This window comes from Paraburkholderia madseniana (assembly GCF_009690905.1).
GTDB classification, from domain to species: Bacteria; Pseudomonadota; Gammaproteobacteria; order Burkholderiales; family Burkholderiaceae; genus Paraburkholderia; species Paraburkholderia madseniana.
The window spans coordinates 1-19439 of sequence record NZ_VOSW01000087.1 but is presented as its reverse complement, the minus strand read 5'-3'; the positions used below and the strand labels follow the sequence as shown (position 1 = coordinate 19439).

Annotated in this window: 16 protein-coding genes; 10 read left to right on the top strand and 6 right to left on the bottom strand. The window is 61.1% G+C overall.

The window, feature by feature from the left end:
• Positions 1–18: 18 nt before the first annotated feature.
• Positions 19–1068, top strand: coding sequence for a sugar phosphate isomerase/epimerase family protein (locus FSO04_RS33945; protein WP_154565926.1), 1050 nt, complete (start codon positions 19–21; stop codon positions 1066–1068).
• 62 nt (positions 1069–1130) lie between these two features.
• Entirely contained in the window at positions 1131–2282 is a 1152-nt protein-coding gene (locus tag FSO04_RS33940) for a Gfo/Idh/MocA family protein (protein WP_154565925.1), read from the top strand.
• A gap of 43 nt (positions 2283–2325) precedes the next feature.
• Here FSO04_RS33940 and FSO04_RS33935 read toward each other — a convergent pair whose 3' ends face one another.
• Both FSO04_RS33935 and FSO04_RS33930 read right to left on the bottom strand, forming a co-directional pair.
• Entirely contained in the window at positions 2326–3255 is a 930-nt protein-coding gene (locus FSO04_RS33935; RefSeq protein WP_233465065.1) for a J domain-containing protein, read from the bottom strand.
• 205 nt (positions 3256–3460) lie between these two features.
• Positions 3461–3721 (bottom strand): hypothetical protein, encoded by a 261-nt coding sequence (locus FSO04_RS33930; RefSeq protein ID WP_154565923.1) that lies wholly within the window; start codon positions 3719–3721, stop codon positions 3461–3463.
• Between the two features lie 266 nt (positions 3722–3987).
• On the opposite strand from FSO04_RS33930, the gene FSO04_RS33925 reads away from it, so the two are divergent.
• Both FSO04_RS33925 and FSO04_RS33920 read left to right on the top strand, forming a co-directional pair.
• Positions 3988–5052: a type IV toxin-antitoxin system AbiEi family antitoxin gene (locus FSO04_RS33925; RefSeq protein WP_154565922.1), complete on the top strand. Its 1065-nt coding sequence runs from the start codon at positions 3988–3990 to the stop codon at positions 5050–5052.
• A gap of 19 nt (positions 5053–5071) precedes the next feature.
• Complete coding sequence (locus tag FSO04_RS33920) at positions 5072–5857, top strand: nucleotidyl transferase AbiEii/AbiGii toxin family protein (protein WP_233465064.1); 786 nt, start codon at positions 5072–5074, stop codon at positions 5855–5857.
• A gap of 57 nt (positions 5858–5914) precedes the next feature.
• Here the strand turns inward: FSO04_RS33920 and FSO04_RS33915 are convergent, their stop codons facing one another.
• The 4 genes from FSO04_RS33915 to FSO04_RS33900 form a co-directional block, all read right to left on the bottom strand.
• On the bottom strand, positions 5915–9124 hold the full coding sequence (locus FSO04_RS33915) for an efflux RND transporter permease subunit (protein ID WP_154565921.1): 3210 nt from the start codon (positions 9122–9124) through the stop codon (positions 5915–5917).
• A 15-nt stretch (positions 9125–9139) separates the two neighbouring features.
• Positions 9140–10321 (bottom strand): efflux RND transporter periplasmic adaptor subunit, encoded by a 1182-nt coding sequence (locus FSO04_RS33910; protein ID WP_154565920.1) that lies wholly within the window; start codon positions 10319–10321, stop codon positions 9140–9142.
• A 288-nt stretch (positions 10322–10609) separates the two neighbouring features.
• On the bottom strand, positions 10610–11770 hold the full coding sequence (locus tag FSO04_RS33905) for an ABC transporter substrate-binding protein (protein ID WP_154565919.1): 1161 nt from the start codon (positions 11768–11770) through the stop codon (positions 10610–10612).
• A 32-nt stretch (positions 11771–11802) separates the two neighbouring features.
• A complete protein-coding gene (locus FSO04_RS33900; RefSeq protein ID WP_154565918.1) occupies positions 11803–12744 on the bottom strand; it encodes a CysB family HTH-type transcriptional regulator in 942 nt (313 codons plus the stop codon).
• Between the two features lie 219 nt (positions 12745–12963).
• Here FSO04_RS33900 and FSO04_RS33895 point away from each other — a divergent pair, with 219 nt between their 5' ends.
• From FSO04_RS33895 to cobA, 6 genes are all read left to right on the top strand, one after another.
• On the top strand, positions 12964–14643 hold the full coding sequence (locus FSO04_RS33895) for a nitrite/sulfite reductase (RefSeq protein ID WP_154565917.1): 1680 nt from the start codon (positions 12964–12966) through the stop codon (positions 14641–14643).
• A gap of 22 nt (positions 14644–14665) precedes the next feature.
• The gene (locus tag FSO04_RS33890) at positions 14666–15205 is read left to right on the top strand and encodes a DUF934 domain-containing protein (protein ID WP_154565916.1); all 540 of its coding nucleotides are present in this window, start codon (positions 14666–14668) and stop codon (positions 15203–15205) included.
• The gene (locus FSO04_RS33885; protein WP_154565915.1) at positions 15202–15945 is read left to right on the top strand and encodes a phosphoadenylyl-sulfate reductase; all 744 of its coding nucleotides are present in this window, start codon (positions 15202–15204) and stop codon (positions 15943–15945) included. The genes FSO04_RS33890 and FSO04_RS33885 overlap by 4 nt, the downstream gene beginning before the upstream one ends.
• A 113-nt stretch (positions 15946–16058) precedes the next feature.
• Positions 16059–17021, top strand: a complete 963-nt coding sequence (gene cysD, locus FSO04_RS33880) for a sulfate adenylyltransferase subunit CysD (RefSeq protein WP_054042851.1) — start codon at positions 16059–16061, stop codon at positions 17019–17021.
• A 111-nt stretch (positions 17022–17132) separates the two neighbouring features.
• Positions 17133–18449 carry a sulfate adenylyltransferase subunit 1 gene (locus FSO04_RS33875; RefSeq protein ID WP_154565914.1) on the top strand — a complete coding sequence of 439 codons (1317 nt, stop codon included), beginning with the start codon at positions 17133–17135 and terminating at the stop codon, positions 18447–18449.
• A 74-nt stretch (positions 18450–18523) separates the two neighbouring features.
• Positions 18524–19276 (top strand): uroporphyrinogen-III C-methyltransferase, encoded by a 753-nt coding sequence (gene cobA, locus FSO04_RS33870; RefSeq protein WP_154565944.1) that lies wholly within the window; start codon positions 18524–18526, stop codon positions 19274–19276.
• The last annotated feature ends 163 nt before the right edge of the window (positions 19277–19439 follow it).

The window sequence follows — 19439 nt, the reverse complement described above, 5'->3', positions numbered from 1 at the left end:
AGTTTGAGGAACCGTACGATGAAAACCATCAAAGGGCCGGCGATCTTTCTCGCTCAATTCATGGGCGACGAGGTGCCGTTCGACAACTTCGCGCATCTGGCGGGCTGGGCCGCGAGTCTCGGCTTCAAGGGGATCCAGGTGCCGTGCGATACGCGTCTGATCGACCTTGAGCAGGCGGCGGCGAGTCAGGCGTATTGCGACGAGCTGCGCGAGGTCGCGGAAGATGCGGGCGTGACGATCACTGAACTGTCGACGCATCTGCAAGGGCAGCTGGTGGCCGTGCATCCGGCCTATGACGTGTTGTTCGACGGCTTTGCCGCGCAGCATGTGCGCGGCGATCCTGCTGCGCGTACGCAGTGGGCAGTCGAGCAGATGAAGCTCGCAGCGAAGGCTTCGCAGCGCTTAGGTCTCGATGCCCACGTGTCGTTTTCCGGCGCACTGGCGTGGCCGTATCTGTACCCATGGCCGCAGCGTCCAGCAGGTTTGATAGAAGCGGCGTTCGAGGAACTCGCGCGCCGCTGGACGCCGATTCTCGATGCGTTCGACGAAGCCGGTGTGAACGTGTGCTACGAATTGCATCCGGGCGAGGACCTGCACGACGGCGTGACCTTCGAGCGCTTTCTGCACGCAGTGAAGCAACACCCACGCGCGAACATCCTCTACGATCCGAGCCATTTCGTTTTGCAGCAACTCGACTACCTTGCGTTTATCGACATCTATCACGAGCGCATCAAGGCGTTCCACGTGAAGGATGCGGAGTTTCGTCCGAACGGCAAGCAAGGTGTGTATGGCGGCTATAGCGGCTGGGTCGAACGCGCGGGGCGTTTCCGATCGCTTGGCGACGGGCAGATCGATTTCGGTGCGATCTTCTCGAAGATGGCGCAATACGATTTTCCCGGCTGGGCGGTGCTGGAATGGGAGTGCGCGCTGAAGCATCCCCAGGACGGCGCGCGTGAAGGCGCGGAGTTTATTCGCCGCCACATCATTCGCGTGGCCGATCATGCGTTCGATGATTTCGCGGGCAGTGGCGTGGATGCAGCGCAGCTAAAACGCGTGCTTGGTATTTGACAGCGATCTGCAGACGAGCTAACCGTGAAGCGAATGAAGAAGATCGCAAAGGAGTGAGTGCGATGGCACAAAGAAGACTCAGGCTCGGCATGGTCGGCGGCGGCCAGGGCGCATTTATCGGCGCAGTGCATCGAATCGCCGCGCGGCTCGACGACCGGTTCGAACTGGTAGCGGGCGCGTTGTCGTCAGATCCGCAGCGCGCGCAAGCGAGCGCCGTTGAGGCCGGCATCGCGCGTAGCTATACCGACTGGCGCGAGATGGCGCGAGCCGAAGCCGCTCGCGACGACGGTATTGACGCAGTCGCGATCGTCACGCCGAATCATCTGCATGCGCCGGTGGCGACGGCTTTTCTCGAAGCGGGCATTCATGTGGTGTGCGACAAACCGCTGGCGATTTCGCTGGCGGAAGGCGAGGCGCTCGCGAAGCTCGCGCGCGAGAGGAACAGGTTGTTCGCGCTGACGCATACCTATTCCGGTTATCCGATGGTGCGCCATGCTCGCGAGCTCGTCGAACAAGGCGAGCTCGGCGAAATACGCGTAGTGCAAGTCGAATACGCGCAGGACTGGCTGGCTGAACCGATAGAAACGAGCGGGACGAACAAGCAGGCAGGCTGGCGCACGAATCCATTGTTGGCGGGTCCTGCCGGTTGTCTGGGTGACATCGGCACGCATGCGTACCACTTGGCCGCGTTCGTTACGGGGATGTTGCCTTTGGAGCTATCGGCCGAGTTGCACACCTTCGTGCCGGGACGCCGTATCGACGACCACGTGCAGGCGATGCTGCGCTATCCGAACGGCGCGCGCGGCATGCTGTGGGCGAGCCAGGTGGCGAGCGGCGCGGAGAATGCGCTGCGTCTGCGGGTGTATGGGACGAAAGCGAGTCTCGCCTTCGATCAGGAGAATCCGAACGAATTGTGGTTCACGCCGCTCGGTGGGTCGGCTGAGCGACTGACGCGCGGACGCGTGAAAAGTGCGATCGCGGCGCACGCGACGCGTGTGCCACAGGGGCATCCTGAGGGTTATCTGGAAGCGTTCGCGCAGTTGTACAAGGATGCGGCGTTACAGATCGAAGCGTTGAATGCAGGTCAACCGTTGCCCGCTGAAAGCCTGTTGCTCACCACGGTGGATGACGGGGTGGCGGGCCTGCGTTTTATCGATGCAGTGCTGGCAAGCAGCGCGGCGGACGGTCAGTGGCAAGAGATAAAACCCGCTTGACCTTGGATACGTGACGCGCACGTCGGGCAGCGAAGGGAGCCTTTCAATTCCAACGCCGCCTGATTTTCAACCAGGCCTTGAGCGTGCCGAGGTCCTGGAACTCCACCAGATCGTACTCGAGCGACTCGATCTGTTCCTGCAGCATAAAAACGTCCGCTGTCAGCCCGTGCATTATCTTCTTCGGCGTGATGGGAGCCATCGGGTCGAGCCCGTAGCGTTCCTTGAACGCCATTTCGACAAACATAATTTCGTCGTCGAGTTCGCCTACCTGCTCCTTCAGTATCTTGTTGTAATGCTTGAGCCGGTCTTCGCTCAGGTTATCGAGCGCGTTCTGGTCGATGTGTTCCAGTTCAAGCTGCAACTCGAGCAAATGCAGCAGGTTGTTCTTGCTGTAGGCCTCGTTGACCCGTTGCATCAGCGCGGTTTTCCGTTTGCGTTCCTCTGGATCGCTTTCGCGATCGGGATGCAACGCGCTGGCCAGCTTACGATACACCTCGCGAATCGAGCGACTCAGTTGGGCTTCTTCTTCCTCGCGGCGCGTTTCGGCCGCCATTTGTTTCGCCGTCTTCTTTTTCGGGGCGCTTTGCGCCTGGCGGGCCTGATGTTCCGCTGCTTGCGCGGCGTCGTCCTGTTCGATATGCGTCTGCAGGCGATCCAGAACTTCATCGGGCGAGTTCATGTCGATGTCGTCTAGCTCGACACCTAATACCGTCTCCAGCATCGATTTCATTTCGTCTAACTCGGACGCTCTTTCCTCGTCGTAGTCGGACCCGCTGTGGCGGTTGTATAGCGCTTTCAACTCCTCGCTATCTTCTTCCCCGAGACACCTCGCCGCCAGATCGACAATCACCGCTGAAAGGGTGCGCCGCTCGGTCTGCGTGATACGTTTTTGATTGCTCTGCTCGTCAAGAAGGTGCGCCATCCGCGCACGCAAATGTTGCATCTTCTGCGTTAGCGGCAGCAGTTCATTCACGTACTTTTGCTGGAAAGCCGGCGTGAACTCCTCCCACGCGCTCAAACTCGCGCGCCGCTTTTCGATCTGTTTGATCAGCGTGTTGAACGCTTTCTGGCCCTTCGACAGGGTGGGTCGATTGTGGTCCGGCGCGATGCTGACGGACCTGGCGCTTGTCCTGGTCATGGAGCGGATATCTTCGATCGCAAATGGGGTGCGGCGCTGCCTAGCTGCCCTTGCTCTTCTTGATCTGCTCTTCAAAAGCAATATCGAGCTTGCTCGCCTTGCGCGGCTTCGGCGGTCCGAAACCGTCGACGAATTTGACGAAATCGTCGAGCGTTAGCGGATCGGAGACTTTCTTGTCGGTACCGCTCGATTTGTCGACCAGATAAAACAGGCCGCCGGACAGGCTGATCGCCGCGAACTGCGGGTTGCCGCTGCGGGTTTTCAGCCGCTCGACGGCGTGGATGGCTCGGGTGGTGCGCATGATGGGGGAACGGCGAATTGAAGGTATGCACTTTAACAGCAATCTGCAGTGGTGCCTGCCTGTCAAGCGGGTGATGACCCGTGCCGGCATTGCATGCGCTACTACGGTGACGGGCGCTGTGGTTTCCCTGAGTCTGATGGCTGAATGCATCTTTGAACCTGGTGCACGCACGGGGGCGGCGACGAGTAGTGAGTTGAGAGCGTGTACGATTTTTGGCGTATGTACGATTTTATGGTACATTCATAAAAATCGTACACGAGTAAGCCATGCCTCGCCCCGCCAATTCGTTCCTTGAAGCACAGATTCTTGGAGAAGCGTGCGACGCATTCGGACGCTCGACCGGCGTCTACAAGGCGAAGCCGGCTCGTACGCTCATTTCGTACGGCGATGCAGCAATCGAATTCGACCTCTCCGGCCGAAAATTCAAAATGCCCGTGTTCATCACCACACGGGCAAGTGCAGTGGATATCGCGAACATTCTTCTCGCGCAAAATCGTCCCCACGCAACGGAACCGCATTCGGCACGACGCCCGCTCATGCTGATCGCGCCTCACGTCGACCCGGACCTCGCCGGCCGTTTGATTGAACAGAACGTGCCGTTTCTGGACGCAGCGGGCAACGCCTTTCTGCGCGAGCCTGAAGGTATGGTCATGATTAGCGGCCGGCCAAAGCCACAGCATGTGCAGAAACCGCAGACAGGACGTGCTACCACACGCAAAGGACTGCAAGTGATGTTCGCCATTGCGACACAGCCTGGCCTCGTGTCGCAACCGTATAGAACTATCGCACAGGCCTCTGGCGTGGCATTGAGCACGGCCAACCAGGTCATCGACGATCTGCAGTTTCGGGGGCTCGTCGCGCTGAAGAGCAGCGGCGAGCGCATCTTTCCCGACTGGCAGAAATTTGTCTTCGAGTGGACTAGCCTCTATCAGACGCGCCTGCGATTCAAACTTGGTGCGCGGCGCTTCGCAAGCACGACACCTGACTGGTGGCGCGTGTTCGACTTTGCAAGTTTCGACACTCGACTTGGTGGCGAGTCGGCGGCTGACATCCTGACACATGAATTGAAGGCCGCGAACGTCACGCTTTACAGCCGTGCTCCACTTGGCAGTCAGTTCATGCTGAGCGCGCGGCTGCGCCCTGATCCACGTGGCGACGTCGAGATTCTTGAATCGTTCTGGCCGGAGTCTCTCGAGCATGCCTGGATCAAGTCTGACCGCCAGCCGCTAGTCCACCCCTTGCTCATCTACGCGGACCTCGTCGCTTCAGGCGACAGTCGAAATCTTTCCGTAGCTACCCAAATCTATGAGCAGTATATTTTCCAGCCTTAAAGTTGCCGAAGAGCGGCCCGTGCACCCAGTCACCGCAGCGCTGCTTGCCCACGTCCAGGAGACTGCGCATCGGCTTGGCGTGAAGTTTGTTGTCGCCGGCGCGACCGCACGGGATCTGATGCTTTGGCATGTGCACGGCATTCGTGCGGAGCGCGCCACGCGCGATGTCGACGTTGCCGTTTGTGCCGTCAGTTGGGATGCGTATGGCGCCCTGATTGCCGGGCTTGAGCGGACAGGCCTGTTCAGGGCGAGTGCCGGCGCACAGCAGACCCTGGTTTTCGATGATCCGGACGTCGGTCGCCCGGTGCCGTTGGATCTGGTTCCGTTCGGAGAACTCGAAGCACCCGAAGGTTCGGTCGCCTGGCCGCCCCGTGGCGAGGTTGTGATGAATGTTCTTGGGTTCCGGGAGGCCATCGATACGTCTGTCGAGATTGATCTTGGTGAACGCCTCATGGTGCCGGTCGTGAGTCTGCCGTCCCTTGTGCTTCTAAAAATTCTTGCATGGCACGACCGGCGTGTTTCCAGGAATACCGACGCTTCGGACCTGCTTCTGATCCTTCGAAACTACTGGGACGCGGGCAATACCGATCGCATCTGGGTGGACGGTGCGGACCTGCTCGAGCTACATGATTTCGATGTGGGTCTTGCGGCTTCGGCGCTGCTCGGCCGCGAATCGCGGCAAATTGCTTTGCCGGTAACCTTCGGTGCCGTCTCGGCGATCCTCTCGGACGATGCCATATACGGACACGCTGAGGCGCGACATGCTGGCACGTGCCGCCGTTCAGATGCTGGACGACTTTGCTGATGGATCCGACCGGACGTTATCAGCTTTCCGGAATGCGTTCCTAGGCATATAGGGCGGTTATTGCTCCAGTTTGGCGGTTCTGACTTTGCTGAATTTATTCCGCAACCAATCCCCCCAATCCTCCAGCACCGTATAGACCACCGGCACCACCACCAGCGTCAGAATCGACGATGTAATCACCCCGCCGATCACCGTTTGCCCGAGCGGCCCGCGTTGCTCCCCGCCTTCACCGAGCGCGGCTGCCAGCGGCAGCATGCCGAAGATCATCGCCAGCGTGGTCATCAGAATCGGACGTAGACGCACGCGCGCCGCTTCGAGCAGCGCTTCACGCCGCTCCATGACGCGCCCTCTGCCGGAAGCATCGAGCAAAGTGCCGCGCCGTGCCTGATTCGCGAAGTCGATCAGCAGAATCGCGTTCTTCGTCACAAGGCCCATGAGCATCACGAAGCCGATGATCGAAAACATGTTCAACGTGCTGCCGAACAGCAGCAGCGCGATCAGCACGCCGATCAAGGTGAGCGGCAGCGACGCCATGATCGCGAGCGGCTGCGCGAAGCTCGCGAACTGAGACGCGAGAATCATGTAGATGAAGATCACCGCGAGCGCCAACGCTTCTACCGCGTACACGAACGATTCGTTCATGCTCTTGGTCGAGCCTTCGAAGCGGTAGTGGTAGCCCGCCGGCAGACGCATCGCGTCGAGCGTTTTCGCGACGTCCGCAGCCACTTCGCCAGGCGAGCGGCCATTCACGTTCGCCGACAGCATCACCTCGCGTTGCAGGTCGCGCCGGTTCAACACGTCGGGACCGGTCGTCTTGACGATATCCGCGATCTGCCGCAGTGGCACCAGCACTGGCGCACCGTTCGCGTCGGTGCGGCTGGTGGCGATCATGACCTTCGCCAGATCGTCGACGTCCTCGCGCTGTGAGCGCGGCAAACGCACGCTGACGTCATAGTCCTGGTCGTCGGGCGCGCGCCATGTGCTGATGGCGTCGCCGGAGAGCAGCGGCCGCAATGCAGTGCCGATATCGGCCACACCTACGCCGAGGTCGGACGCCAGTTCGCGCTTCACATTGATCGCGACAATCGGTTTATCCGCCTTGAGACTCGAATCGAGATCGACGAGGCCCGGGATCTTTGCCATCCGTGCCTGAGCCGCATCCGAAAGCCGGCCCAGTTCGTCGATGTTGTCGCCCTGCAAGCTCAACTGGATCGCTTTCGTGCTGCCGGCGCCGTCGGGCACGCCGATTTCGGTGATCGACACACCCGCCACCGTGGCGAGCCGCGCGCGAAACACCTGGTTCAATTCGACCATGCCGCGCGTGCGGTCGCGCCGGTCTTTCAGGCGCACGGTGATCAGCGCGGTGTTTTTGCCTTGCGTGTTGCCCGAGTTGACCGTCGCGAAACTGAAGCGCACTTCGGGGTAGGTGGCGAGAATCGCCTGCACCTGTTTCACTTTTTCGGAGGTGGCGTCGAGCGAGGTGCCCACCGGCGTGTTCAATCCGATCTGCGTCTCGGAGAAGTCCGCATTCGGCACGAACTCGGTGCCGACGAACGGCACCAGAAACAGGCTGCCAAAAAACGTGGCCGCAGCCACGACCAGCGTGATCGCGCGATGCTTTAGCGACCAGCCGAGCAGGCGCTGGTAGAACGCGGTGAGCTGGTCGATCTGCTTGTCGAACAGATGCAGTGAACGTTCGATGATGCGCCCATAGCGATAGCCTTTGCGGCCCGTGTCCGCGTCATGCAGATCGGGGTCCGGCCAGATGGAGGACAGCATCGGATCGAGCGTGAACGACACGAACATTGAGATCAGCACGGCAGCGGCGACCGTGATACCGAACTGGTGGAAAAAGCGGCCAATGATGCCGCCCATGAAGCCCACCGGCAGAAACACGGCGACGATCGAGAAGGTGGTCGCCAGCACGGCGAGCGCGATTTCCTTGGTGCCGTCGAGCGCGGCCGTGCGATGGTCCGCGCCGAGCTGCACGTGCCGCACGATGTTCTCGCGCACCACAATCGCATCGTCGATCAGCAAGCCGACGCATAAGGAGAGCGCCATCAGCGTGATCACGTTGATCGTGAAGCCGCACGCGTACATCACCGCGAAGGTGCCAATCAGTGCGATCGGTAGGGTGAGGCCGGTGATCACCGTGCTGCGCCACGAGCCGAGGAACAGGAACACGATCAGCACCGTCAGCAGCGCGCCTTCGAGCAGGGTGCGCTTCACTTCGTTGACGCTTTCTTCGATGTTGATCGAGGAATCGTCGGTGATATCGAGTTTGACGCCCGGCGGCAGTTGCGGCTGCAGAAGAGCGACTGCGTCACGCACGCCGTGCGCGACGTCCACAGTGTTCTCGCCCTGCGCCTTGATGATCGACAAGAACAGCGCGCGCTGTCCGTTCAGCAAGGCCATGCTGTCCGGTTCCTGCTGACCGTCCACTACCTCGGCGACCTGGTCGAGCGTGACCGGTTGCGTCGCCGACGAAGCAGTAGGAATCGCCGACTGCGCGCCGCGCCGCGCGACGATGATGCGTTTGAAGTCGTCTGGTTTCTCGAAACGGCCTTTGACCTGCACAGTCTGCTCGACATTGCTCGATGTGAGCGGCCCCGCCGGAATCTCCTGATTCTCGTTCTGTACCGCGCGGATCACCTGATCGACGCCGATCGAAAGCGCCTGCAGCTTCTCCGGATTCACGTCGATCTGCACTTGCCGCTTCACGCCGCCCACCAGCGACACCGAGCCGACGCCGCGCACGGTTTCGAGCCGCTTGCGCACGATCTGATCGGCGACGGTGGTGAGATCGCGCGTGGACAGCGAGGCGCCCGGCGCGTTCGAGATGGCGACCGTGATGATCGGCATATCCGCCGGGTCATAGCGCAGCACGCGCGGGTCCTTCACGCCGTCGCGCAGATCAGGGCGGATCAACGCGATCTTGTCGCGCACGTCCTGGGCGGCCTGCACTGGGTCCACCGAGAGATCGAACTGCACGATCACGATCGACTGCGCATCGTACGAACGCGAAGTGATTTCGTCGATGCCGCTGATCGTGTTGACCGCTTCCTCGATCTTGCGCGTGACGTCGGATTCGACCGATTCCGGCGACGCCCCCGGATACGCGGTCTGCACGACCACGACTGGGAACGCGATGTCCGGGAACTGATCGACCTTGAGCCGCTGATAAGAGAACAGACCGATGACGAGCAGTGCCATCATCATCATCGTGGCGAGCACCGGGTTGCCGATGCTGATGCGGGTGAACCACATAGGCGAGGGCTCCGGTCAGCGTGCGCTGCTTGCGCCCGGCGCGCTGGCCGCTTGCGGGGCAGGCTGAGCGGGCTGCACCACGTGCACGGTGCTGCCGATCCGCAATGAGCCGAGATTGTTCTTCACGATCTGTTGACCGAGCGCCAACGGGCCGCCGACGATTTCGGTCCACGTATCGCCGTCGGCATTACCTGTCGCGCCGGTCTGCACCAGCTGCTCGACCAGCTTGCCGTCGACGAGCGCATAGACGCTGTGACGCGTGCCGTCCGTACGGATGGCGGTGGCGGGGACGACCAGCACGTTCTGCCGGCTGCCGACCGAGATCGTGCCGGTGCCGAACATGCCGACCCGCAGCGTGCCCGACGGGTTGGTGACCTGCACATACACCATAATCGACCGCGAGCCGGCTTGCGCGGCCGGGTTGATGCGCGTGATCGCGCCGTGGATCGGTGTGTCGATACCGTCGAAAGCGATCTGGATCGGCTGGCCGATCCGAACGCGGCCGATCTCGCCGACCGGTACCGGCGCTTCCAGTTCGAGCGTGCGCAGATCAACCACGTCGAACAGTTTGGTATCGACGGCCACCTTCTCGCCCGGTTCGACCGAGCGCGAGGCGATCTGTCCGTCGAGCGGCGAGCGCACGACGGTATCGTCCAAAGACAGATTCGATGACGCCAGCGCCGCCTTTGCCGCATCGAGATTCGCGCGGGCGATTTGATACTGGCTTTGCGCGGTGTCGAAGGCGTTTTTCGAAATGAAGCCCTTTTCGACCAGCACGCGGTTGTTGTCGAGCGTTTGTTTGGCGATGTCGAGCTGGCCGGCCATGGCTGCCATCTGGCCGCGCGTCTGTTCGGCACGGGCGACGTAGTCGCGGGCGTCGATCTTAGCGAGGATCTGGCCGGTTTTGACCGGATCGCCTTCGCGCACCATGACGTTGAGCGCCGAGCCGGCCACTTTCGATTTGACCGCGGCTTGCGTGACGGCGCGCAGCGAGCCGGTCAGCGGCAGCGTTTCGGAGAGGGTGCGGCGGCTGACGGTGGTGAGGTCGTCAGGTGCGAATTCGACGACGGAAGAAGGGGCCTCGACGCCGGCGGCAACGGCGCCGTTGCGCTTCCTGATGGCGTGGCCGATCGCGATGGCGAGGATCACAACAGCTACAACGGCGGCGATGATGATGCGTTTTCTGGTTTTTAGCATGCGCGGTCTGACGGACTTCACGGGCTGGCGAGAGGCGGCGGCCTTGTGGTCTCAAGGCGCCGCACGCTCGCACGGAGTCGGCGAAATTGCCTCAGCTTGCGCTCACTGCAAGCTGGCCGTCAGCATGGTACACGGAGCTTGCATGGCGCGCGCCGCTCGAACGGGGTGTTCGGGCGGCAGGCGCGCATATTGACTAAAAGTGACAAATTCAGACCGGCAGATGGCGGCTATGCGTAGTGGGACACGCGGCTGAACCGTGACGGAACTCTCCGCGCGCACATGCCATGTTCACTGACTCAAATAAACGAACTTACCGTTCCTGATGATGCCCATCACGCTCGCGCGCTGATCCAGCCCAACGTGATCCTTCGGGCTCGTATTGACCACGCCGTTCGGCACGACCAGTTCATGTGCATGTTCCAGTTCGTCACGCAGTGCAGTGCGGAAAGCCGGCGTGCCCGGCTGCGCCGTCTTCAACGCACGCGCGACGGCATCCTGCAAACGCGGGTACACGCCCGCCGCATCACCCGCAAATTGGGTCACGCTGCCCGGGCCGTACTTCGCTTCATATTCGTTGGTGAAGGCGAGCGCCGCCTTCTTCGCCGGATAATCGGCCGGCAACGTGCGCGCCACCACGACCGGCTGCGTCGGGAACAGCGTGCCTTCCACGTCCTTGCCGCCCAGCTTGATGAACTCGGGCGTGGCGATACCGTGCGTCTGATAGATCGGGCCCTTGAAGCCGCGTTCGATCAGCGTGCGCTGCGGTAGCACGGTCGGCGTGCCGGCGCCGGCGATCAGGATCGCGTCGGGCTTCGCGGCCATCAGCTTAAGGATCTGGCCGGTGACGCTCGCGTCGGTGCGGTTATAGCGCTCGGTGGCCACCAGTTGAATATGCCGCAAGGCCGCGAACTTGCTGAACTCGTTGAGCCAGCTTTCGCCGTAGCCGTCCGCGAAACCGATGAAGCCCACCGTCTTCACGTTGTGGTTCGACATGTAGCGTGTCATCACGTCGGCCATCGCGCTGTCGGTCTGCGCCATCTTGTAGGCCCACACCTTCTTGCCTTCCTGCGGCTCGACCACGCTTGCCGAGCCGACGAGCGTAATCATCGGTGTCTGGCTTTCCGCGACCGGATCGAGCGCGGCCATTGCCGCAGGCGTGATATTCGGGCCGACGATCACGTCGACATGGTCCTCATTGATCAGCTTGCGGATGTTGCGCACCGCGTTGCCCGGGTCGGAGCCGTCGTCGAGGAAGATGTAGTCAGCTTTCTGGCCTGCGATCGTGGCCGGCCACATCAGCATCGCGTTCTTGCTCGTGATGCCGATTACGGCTGCGGGGCCGGTGCTCGACAGGTCGATGCCGACCTTGATGTCGGCCTGTGCTGCGGTAGCGAGCAAGAGCGCGCCGAGAGCGGCCAGGCCGCGAAGTTTGTTCTTATGCGACGTCATCAAGGGTCTCCGTAGCGGGAAGCGTGGTCAGTTCAAAGTTCGTAGGTTTCGTGTTCGCCTTTGAGCGCCTGTTCGATCAGCTTGCGGTTCATGCTCGGCGACAGCAGTTCGACGAGCGTATACACATAGCTGCGCAGATAGGCGCCCTGTTTCAGCGCGACCCGCGTCACATTGCTGCCGAACAGGTGGCCGACCGGCATGGCGCGCAGATGGCGGTCGCGCTCAGAGTTGAACGCGATATCCGCCATGATGCCGACGCCCAGACCCAGTTCGACGTAGGTCTTGATCACGTCGGCGTCGATCGCTTCCAGCACGATGTCCGGATGCAGCCCGCGCAGGCGGAATGCCTCGTTGATCTTGGTGCGGCCGGCGAACGCGTTGTCGTACGTAATCAGCGGATATTGGGTCAGATCATCCAGCGACAAAAGTTTGCGGTCGAGCAGCGGATGATCCGGTTGCATCACGGCGACGTGATGCCACTGGAAGCAGGGCAGCGAAACCAGCTCCTTATAGTTAGCGATCGCTTCGGTGGCGATGCAGAGGTCGGCCTGGTCGTGGATCACCATTTCGGCTACCTGGGTCGGGCTTCCTTGCAGAATTGAAAGGTGAACTTTCGGGAAGCGCTTCTTGAATTCGGCGATTGCGGCCGGAAGTGAGTAGCGCGCCTGCGTGTGGGTGGCGGCTATCACCAGGTTGCCCTGATCCTGGGCCGCGTAATCTTTACCGACCCGCTTGAGGCTCTCCACTTCCTGCAGAATCTTCTCAACCGACTGAAGAATGATGCGCCCCGGCTCGGTCAGCGAGCGCACGCGCTTGCCGTGTCGTGTGAAGATTTCGACGCCCAGCTCGTCTTCCAGCTCGATGATCGCCTTGGAGACGCCCGGCTGGCTTGTAAACAGTGCTTTGGCCGCTTCGGTCAGGTTGAAATTCTGCCGCACAGCCTCGCGGACGAAGCGGAATTGATGCAGGTTCATATATAACCTCTCCGCATATCAAAAGAATTTTTTAGTCGTTTGAAATATAAGGCGAGTTTATTACGATCTGTCCATCTTTTTCAATATGGATATCTGTATTTGTCATAAGCAAATGAGAGATGGGTCTAAACCCTGACTCGGCTGGACTGACAAATAGAGATATCTAGGGCGCGGCAGAACCGGACTGCCGTGTGTCACGCAAAAAATTGGGGTCCCCGAATGTACCAATACGATCAGTACGACCAGACCATCGTCGATGAGCGGGTCGCGCAATACGCCGATCAGGTTCGCCGCCGCTTGTCGGGCGAATTGAGCGAAGAGGAGTTCCGTCCGCTGCGCCTGCAGAACGGCCTGTACATGCAACGTCACGCGTACATGCACCGCATCGCGATTCCGTACGGCAACCTGCGCAGCGACCAGATGCGCGTGCTGGCCCAGATCGCGCGCGAGCACGACCGCGGCTACGGTCACTTTTCGACGCGCTCGAACATCCAGTACAACTGGATCAAGCTCGAAGAAACGCCGGAAATCCTGCGCAAGCTCGCGGCCGTCCAGATGCACGGCATCCAGACCTCGGGCAACTGTATCCGCAACATCACGGCCGACCAGTTTGCCGGCGTAGCGCCGGACGAAGTGGTCGATCCGCGTCCGTGGGCAGAAATCCTGCGCCAATGGTCGACGTTCCACCCGGAATTCGCCTGGCTGCCGCGTAAGTTCAAGATCGCCGTGTCGGGTTCGAAGGAAGACCGTGCTGCCGTGCAGATTCACGACATGGGCGTGTATCTGAGGAAGAACGAGCAGGGCGAGCTGGTGGCCGACATCCTGGCCGGCGGCGGCATGGGCCGTACGCCGATCATCGGCGCAATCATACGTACCGATCTGCCGTGGCAACACCTGTTGACATACTGCGAAGCCGTGCTGCGCGTGTACAACCGCTATGGCCGCCGCGACAACATGTACAAGGCGCGCATCAAGATTCTCGTGAAGGCACTGAGCCCGGAGAAATTCTCGGCGCAGGTCGAAGAAGAATGGCAACACCTGAAGGACGGTCCTTCGACGCTGACGCAGGCTGAAGTCGACCGCGTGTCGCAATACTTCCAGCCGCCGGTGTACGAAAAGCTGCCGGATACGGATGCTTCGTTCGAGAACCATCTGCTGGAAAACCGTGCGTTCGCCCGTTGGGTCGAACGTAACGTGCGTCCGCACAAGGTCGAGGGTTATTCGTCCGTCACGTTGTCGCTGAAGCCGACGACGATCGCGCCGGGCGATGCAACCGACGTGCAGATGGAAGCGGTCGCCGATTGGGCCGACGAATACTCGCTCGGCGAAATCCGCGTGTCGCACGAACAGAACCTGATTCTCGCGAACGTGAAGAAGCGCGACCTGTTCGCGCTGTGGGAAAAGGCCAAGGCGCAAGGTTTCGCGACGCCGAACATCGGCTTGCTGACCGACATCATCGCGTGCCCGGGCGGCGATTTCTGCTCGCTCGCGAATGCCAAGTCGATTCCGATTGCGCTGGCGATTCAGGAACGCTTCAACGATCTCGACTACGTGTATGACCTCGGCGACGTATCGCTGAACATCTCGGGCTGTATCAATGCCTGCGGTCACCACCACGTCGGCAACATCGGCATTCTGGGCGTCGATAAGGACGGCTCGGAGTGGTACCAGGTGACGCTCGGTGGCGAGCAGGGCACGGGTGCAACCGGCGCGCATCTCGGCCGCGTGATCGGCCCGTCGTTCTCGGCGGAAGAAATGCCGGACGTGATGAGCAAAGTGATCGACACGTTCGTGGAGAATCGCCACGAAGGCGAGCGCTTCATCGAAACGTACAACCGCATCGGCATGGCCCCGTTCAAGGAACGTGTGTACGCCTCGCGTCAACCGGCTCACGCGTAACCGCGAAAAGGATACTGAACAGATGGCTTCTATTATCAAGAATCGCGCGATCGTCAACGACGACTGGACGGTGGTGCGCGCCGCTGAAGACGGCACGCTGCCCGCAGTCGACGCCTTGCCGGCCGGCAAGGTGCTGGTGCCGCTCGCGTTGTGGCAGGCTTCGCGCGACGCGCTGATCGCTTCGCGCAGCACCGCTGAAATCGGCGTGTGGCTCGCGCCGGAAAGCGAACCGGCGGATATCGTCGGCGACTTCGACACGATCGCGCTGATCGGCGTGGACTTCCCGGTGTTCCGCGACGGCCGCGGCTACAGCATCGGCCGCCTGCTGCGTGAGCGCTATGGCTACAAGGGCGAACTGCGCGCGATCGGCGACGTGCTGCGCGATCAGTTGACGTTCATGTTCCGCTGCGGCTTCGACGCTTACGCATTGCGTGAAGACAAAGACTTCGACGACGCGCTCAAGGCGTTCGACGAATTCAGCTTTAACTATCAGGGTGCGGTGAACTCGTCGCCGCTGTTCCGCCGCCGCGAAGCGGGCGAACTGGCAAAGGTCTCGGCATGAGCGGCGCACAACTGCTCACGCCGGAACTCGCCGCGAAGGTCGAGCGCCTTAATGCGCTGCTCGACTCGATCGCCGCGCGTCACGCGAATGTGAAGCTCGCCAGCAGCCTCGCAGCGGAAGACATGCTGCTCACGCACGCGATTCTGTCGCGCGGCGTGAAGATCGGCATCTTCTCGCTGAACACGGGCCGTCTGCATGCTGAAACGCTCGGCATGCTCGATCGCGTGAAAGAGCGCTACGGCTACGATATCGAGCAGTTTCACCCGCAAGCCGCCGCGGTTGAAGAGTATGTCGGCTCGCATGGCCTGAACGCGTTTTATGAAAGCGTCGATCTGCGCAAGCGCTGCTGCGAAATCCGCAAGGTCGAGCCGTTGAACCGCGCGCTGTCGGATGTCAGCGCATGGGTGACGGGCCAACGCCGCGAGCAGTCGGTGACGCGTGCTGAACTGCACGAGGAAGAACACGACGCCGCTCGCAACATCGCCAAGTTCAATCCGCTGACGGACTGGACCGAAGCTGAGGTGTGGGACTACCTCAAAGCGTTGGACGTGCCGGTCAATCCGCTGCATGCGCGCGGTTATCCGAGCATTGGCTGCGAGCCTTGTACCCGCGCGATCCGTCCCGGTGAAGACAGCCGGGCAGGGCGCTGGTGGTGGGAGTCGCGCGATACGAAGGAATGCGGACTGCACATCACGACGATTACGCCGATCCCAGTCAGCAGCGAGAACGCTTCGGCATAAAGCATTCAGGCCGTTCAGGCCTTGGTTTTTGACCTGAACGCCGCACATACCGATTTGAATACTTCCGCGACGCAGGCAACCGCTTGCGACGCGAATCAACGAAGGACCCAAACATGAGCACCACGCTCGATTCCACTGTGAATGCACCGCTTACCAACACGGCGAACCGGATGGACCACCTCGATTGGCTCGAAGCCGAGTCGATCCACATCCTGCGCGAACTGGTCGCCGAATGCAGCAAGCCTGCGTTGCTGTTTTCGGGCGGCAAGGATTCGGTCGTGGTGCTGCATCTCGCGCTGAAAGCCTTCGGCATCGGCGCGAATCGCAAGACTGTACTGCCGTTCCCGCTCGTGCATATCGACACCGGTCACAACTACGACGAAGTGATCGACTTCCGCGATCGCCGCGCGAAAGAAATCGGCGCTGAACTGGTGGTGGGTCACGTCGAAGATTCGATCAAGCGCGGCACGGTGCGTCTGCGCCGCGAACTGGATTCGCGCAATGCCGCGCAAGCCGTGACGCTGCTCGAAACGATCGCTGAACACGAGTACACCGCGCTGATCGGCGGTGCGCGCCGCGACGAAGAAAAGGCCCGTGCAAAAGAACGCATCTTCTCGTTCCGCGACGAATTCGGCCAATGGGATCCGAAGGCGCAGCGCCCGGAACTGTGGAGCCTGTATAACGCGCGTCTGCATAACGGTGAACACCTGCGCGTGTTCCCGATTTCGAATTGGACCGAACTCGACGTGTGGCAGTACATCGCCCGCGAACAGCTCGAACTGCCGTCGATCTATTACGCGCATCAACGCGAGATCGTGCGCCGCAACGGCCTGCTCGTGCCGGTTACGCCGCTTACGCCGATGCGTGAAGGCGAGACCAGCGAAACCGCGCTGGTCCGTTTTCGCACCGTGGGCGATATCAGCTGCACGTGCCCGGTGGAAAGCGATGCGGACGATCTCGAGAAAATCATCGCCGAAACGGCCGTGACCGAAATCACGGAACGCGGCGCGACGCGGATGGACGATCAAGTCTCCGAAGCCGCGATGGAACAGCGTAAGAAGCAAGGTTATTTCTAATATGGGACTGGAGTTAGTGCTTCGCCCTAACTCCGATCGACCGCAACAAGTTGCATGGGATCGGAGTAAGCGCTAAAGCGCTAACTCCGATCGACAGAGGGTAAGACAATCATGAGCGGTATTCACCAACCAGAAGACCTCGGCGTGCTGCGTTTCATTACTGCGGGTAGCGTCGACGATGGCAAGAGCACGTTGATCGGCCGCCTGCTGTACGACAGCAAGGCCGTGCTGAGCGACCAGCTCTCGGCACTGTCGCGCGCAAAAAATAAGCGTACCGTTGGCGACGAAATCGATTTGTCGCTGCTGACGGACGGCCTCGAAGCCGAACGTGAGCAGGGCATCACGATCGACGTTGCCTACCGTTACTTCGCAACGGCCAAGCGCAAGTTCATCATCGCCGACACGCCGGGCCACGAACAGTACACGCGCAATATGGTGACGGGTGCATCGACCGCGCATGCAGCGATCATCCTGGTCGACGCAACGCGTGTAACGTTCATCGACGGCGTTGCGCAACTGCTGCCGCAAACCAAGCGCCACAGCGCGCTGGTGAAGTTGCTGGGCTTGCAGCATGCGATCGTCGCGATCAACAAGATGGACCTCGTCGACTACAGCGAAACGCGCTTCAACGAGATTCGCGATGCGTATGTCGAACTCGCGCGTCAACTCGGTCTGAACGATGTGCGCTTCGTGCCGGTGTCGGCGCTGAAGGGCGACAACATCGTGACGGCTAGCGAAAGCATGCCGTGGTACGCGGGCGAGCCGCTGCTCGATTTGCTCGAAGCGTTGCCGGTGGAAGTTCCGACGGGCCAGGCGCTGCGTTTCCCGGTGCAATGGGTCGCGCGTCAGGACGGCAGCCAGGCCGACGATTTCCGCGGCTACATGGGCCGTGTCGAAGCGGGCGAGGTGAAGGTCGGCGATACCATCGTCGTGCTGCCGGCGAACCGTGAAGCGACGGTTGCCGAGATCATCGCACCGGTGACGGGCGGAACGGCAGCGGTGGACCGCGCGTTTGCCGGCCAAACCGTGACGATTCGCCTGGCGGAAGACGTCGACGTATCGCGCGGCGACACCTTCGTGCTGCGCGAAGCGGCGCCGGAACCGGCCAAGAAGCTGGAAGCCGACTTGTGCTGGTTCGACGACACGCCGCTGTCGACGCAACGCAAGTACTTGCTGAAGCAGACCACCAACACGGTGTTCGCTCGGATTGGCGTGATCAAGGAAGTGCTCGACGTGCATACGTTGTCGCAGGCAACCGATCGCAAGGACCTGACGATGAACGACATCGGCCGTGTGTCGCTGACGTTGCAAAAGCCGCTGGTGTGCGACGTGTACGACTCGCATCAGGGCACGGGCGCATTCGTGCTGATCGACGAAGCGACGCATCACACCGTCGCGGCTGGGATGATCCGGTCGTTTTCGGCTTGAGTCACCGACTGGGTAACTAACGGGCGCTCGCGGCTTTGGGTTTCGCACGAACTGGACGAATGGGGTTAAGGCGAATGGGTAAGGTGTATCTGATCGGTGCAGGGCCAGGGGCCGCGGATCTCATCACGGTGCGCGGCGCGCGGCTGCTCGGCGCGGCGGATGTCGTGTTGCATGACGCGCTTGTCGAGCCGGCAATGCTCGACTACGCACCTTCCCACGCGCGGCGGATTGCGGTTGGCAAGCGGTGCGGGCAGCTGTCGACGGCGCAGCAGTTCATCAACAAGCAGATTGTGGATGCTGCGCTTGAGCACGATGTGGTGGTGCGTTTGAAGGGCGGCGATCCGATGTTGTTTGGGCGCGCGGATGAGGAGATGCGGGCGCTTGAGGCGGCTGGTATCGAGTATGAGGTGGTGCCTGGGATTACGGCTGCGCTGGCTAGTGCGGCTTCTTTGAAGCGTTCGTTGACGCTTCGCGGCGTGTCTCGTAGCGTTGCGTTGGCTACGCATAGCCGGGCGGCGGATACTGCGGCGATTCGTGAGCAGGTGAATGCTGATTCGCTCGTGTTTTACATGGGGCGGGATAGTGGGCCTGAGATAGCACAGGAGTTGATTGATGCTGGGCGCGATGGGGCGACTCCGGTGGCGATTGTCGAGGCTTGTAGTACGCCTCGTGAGCGGATGCTTACTCTTACGCTTTCGGGGCTCGCGTGCGGTGAGGCTCAGCAGTGGCTTGATGCTTCGCAGCCTAGTCTTCTGATGATTGGGGAGGCTTTTGCTGCTCGGCAGCAGGTGGTTCGCTCCGCGGATGGGATGTTGGTGGCTGCTTGAGGTTTTCTGCCTTTTGCGGCGCTTGTTTGTCAGTGCTCTTAGGGCCAGCCCTTTCAAGGTCTTTGCGCGGCAAACCTGGTAACCTGGCGACCTGTTCAAGGACGACGGGTACGAAGGGATGTTTGACGAGGTGATGAAGCGTTTCGAGCAGCAGGCACCGGTA

Bases quoted from the DNA above. Each gene is read 5' to 3' on its own strand.
- FSO04_RS33940 (WP_154565925.1), top strand. From the start codon at position 1,131: ATGGCACAAAGAAGACTCAGGCTCGGCATGGTCGGCGGCGGCCAGGGC.
- cysD (WP_054042851.1), top strand. From the start codon at position 16,059: ATGAGCACCACGCTCGATTCCACTGTGAATGCACCGCTTACCAACACG.
- FSO04_RS33905 (WP_154565919.1), bottom strand. From the start codon at position 11,770: ATGACGTCGCATAAGAACAAACTTCGCGGCCTGGCCGCTCTCGGCGCG.
- FSO04_RS33925 (WP_154565922.1), top strand. From the start codon at position 3,988: ATGCCTCGCCCCGCCAATTCGTTCCTTGAAGCACAGATTCTTGGAGAA.
- FSO04_RS33945 (WP_154565926.1), top strand. From the start codon at position 19: ATGAAAACCATCAAAGGGCCGGCGATCTTTCTCGCTCAATTCATGGGC.
- FSO04_RS33890 (WP_154565916.1), top strand. From the start codon at position 14,666: ATGGCTTCTATTATCAAGAATCGCGCGATCGTCAACGACGACTGGACG.
- FSO04_RS33885 (WP_154565915.1), top strand. From the start codon at position 15,202: ATGAGCGGCGCACAACTGCTCACGCCGGAACTCGCCGCGAAGGTCGAG.
- FSO04_RS33900 (WP_154565918.1), bottom strand. From the start codon at position 12,744: ATGAACCTGCATCAATTCCGCTTCGTCCGCGAGGCTGTGCGGCAGAAT.
- FSO04_RS33895 (WP_154565917.1), top strand. From the start codon at position 12,964: ATGTACCAATACGATCAGTACGACCAGACCATCGTCGATGAGCGGGTC.
- FSO04_RS33875 (WP_154565914.1), top strand. From the start codon at position 17,133: ATGAGCGGTATTCACCAACCAGAAGACCTCGGCGTGCTGCGTTTCATT.
- cobA (WP_154565944.1), top strand. From the start codon at position 18,524: ATGGGTAAGGTGTATCTGATCGGTGCAGGGCCAGGGGCCGCGGATCTC.
- FSO04_RS33910 (WP_154565920.1), bottom strand. From the start codon at position 10,321: ATGCTAAAAACCAGAAAACGCATCATCATCGCCGCCGTTGTAGCTGTT.
- FSO04_RS33930 (WP_154565923.1), bottom strand. From the start codon at position 3,721: ATGCGCACCACCCGAGCCATCCACGCCGTCGAGCGGCTGAAAACCCGC.
- FSO04_RS33915 (WP_154565921.1), bottom strand. From the start codon at position 9,124: ATGTGGTTCACCCGCATCAGCATCGGCAACCCGGTGCTCGCCACGATG.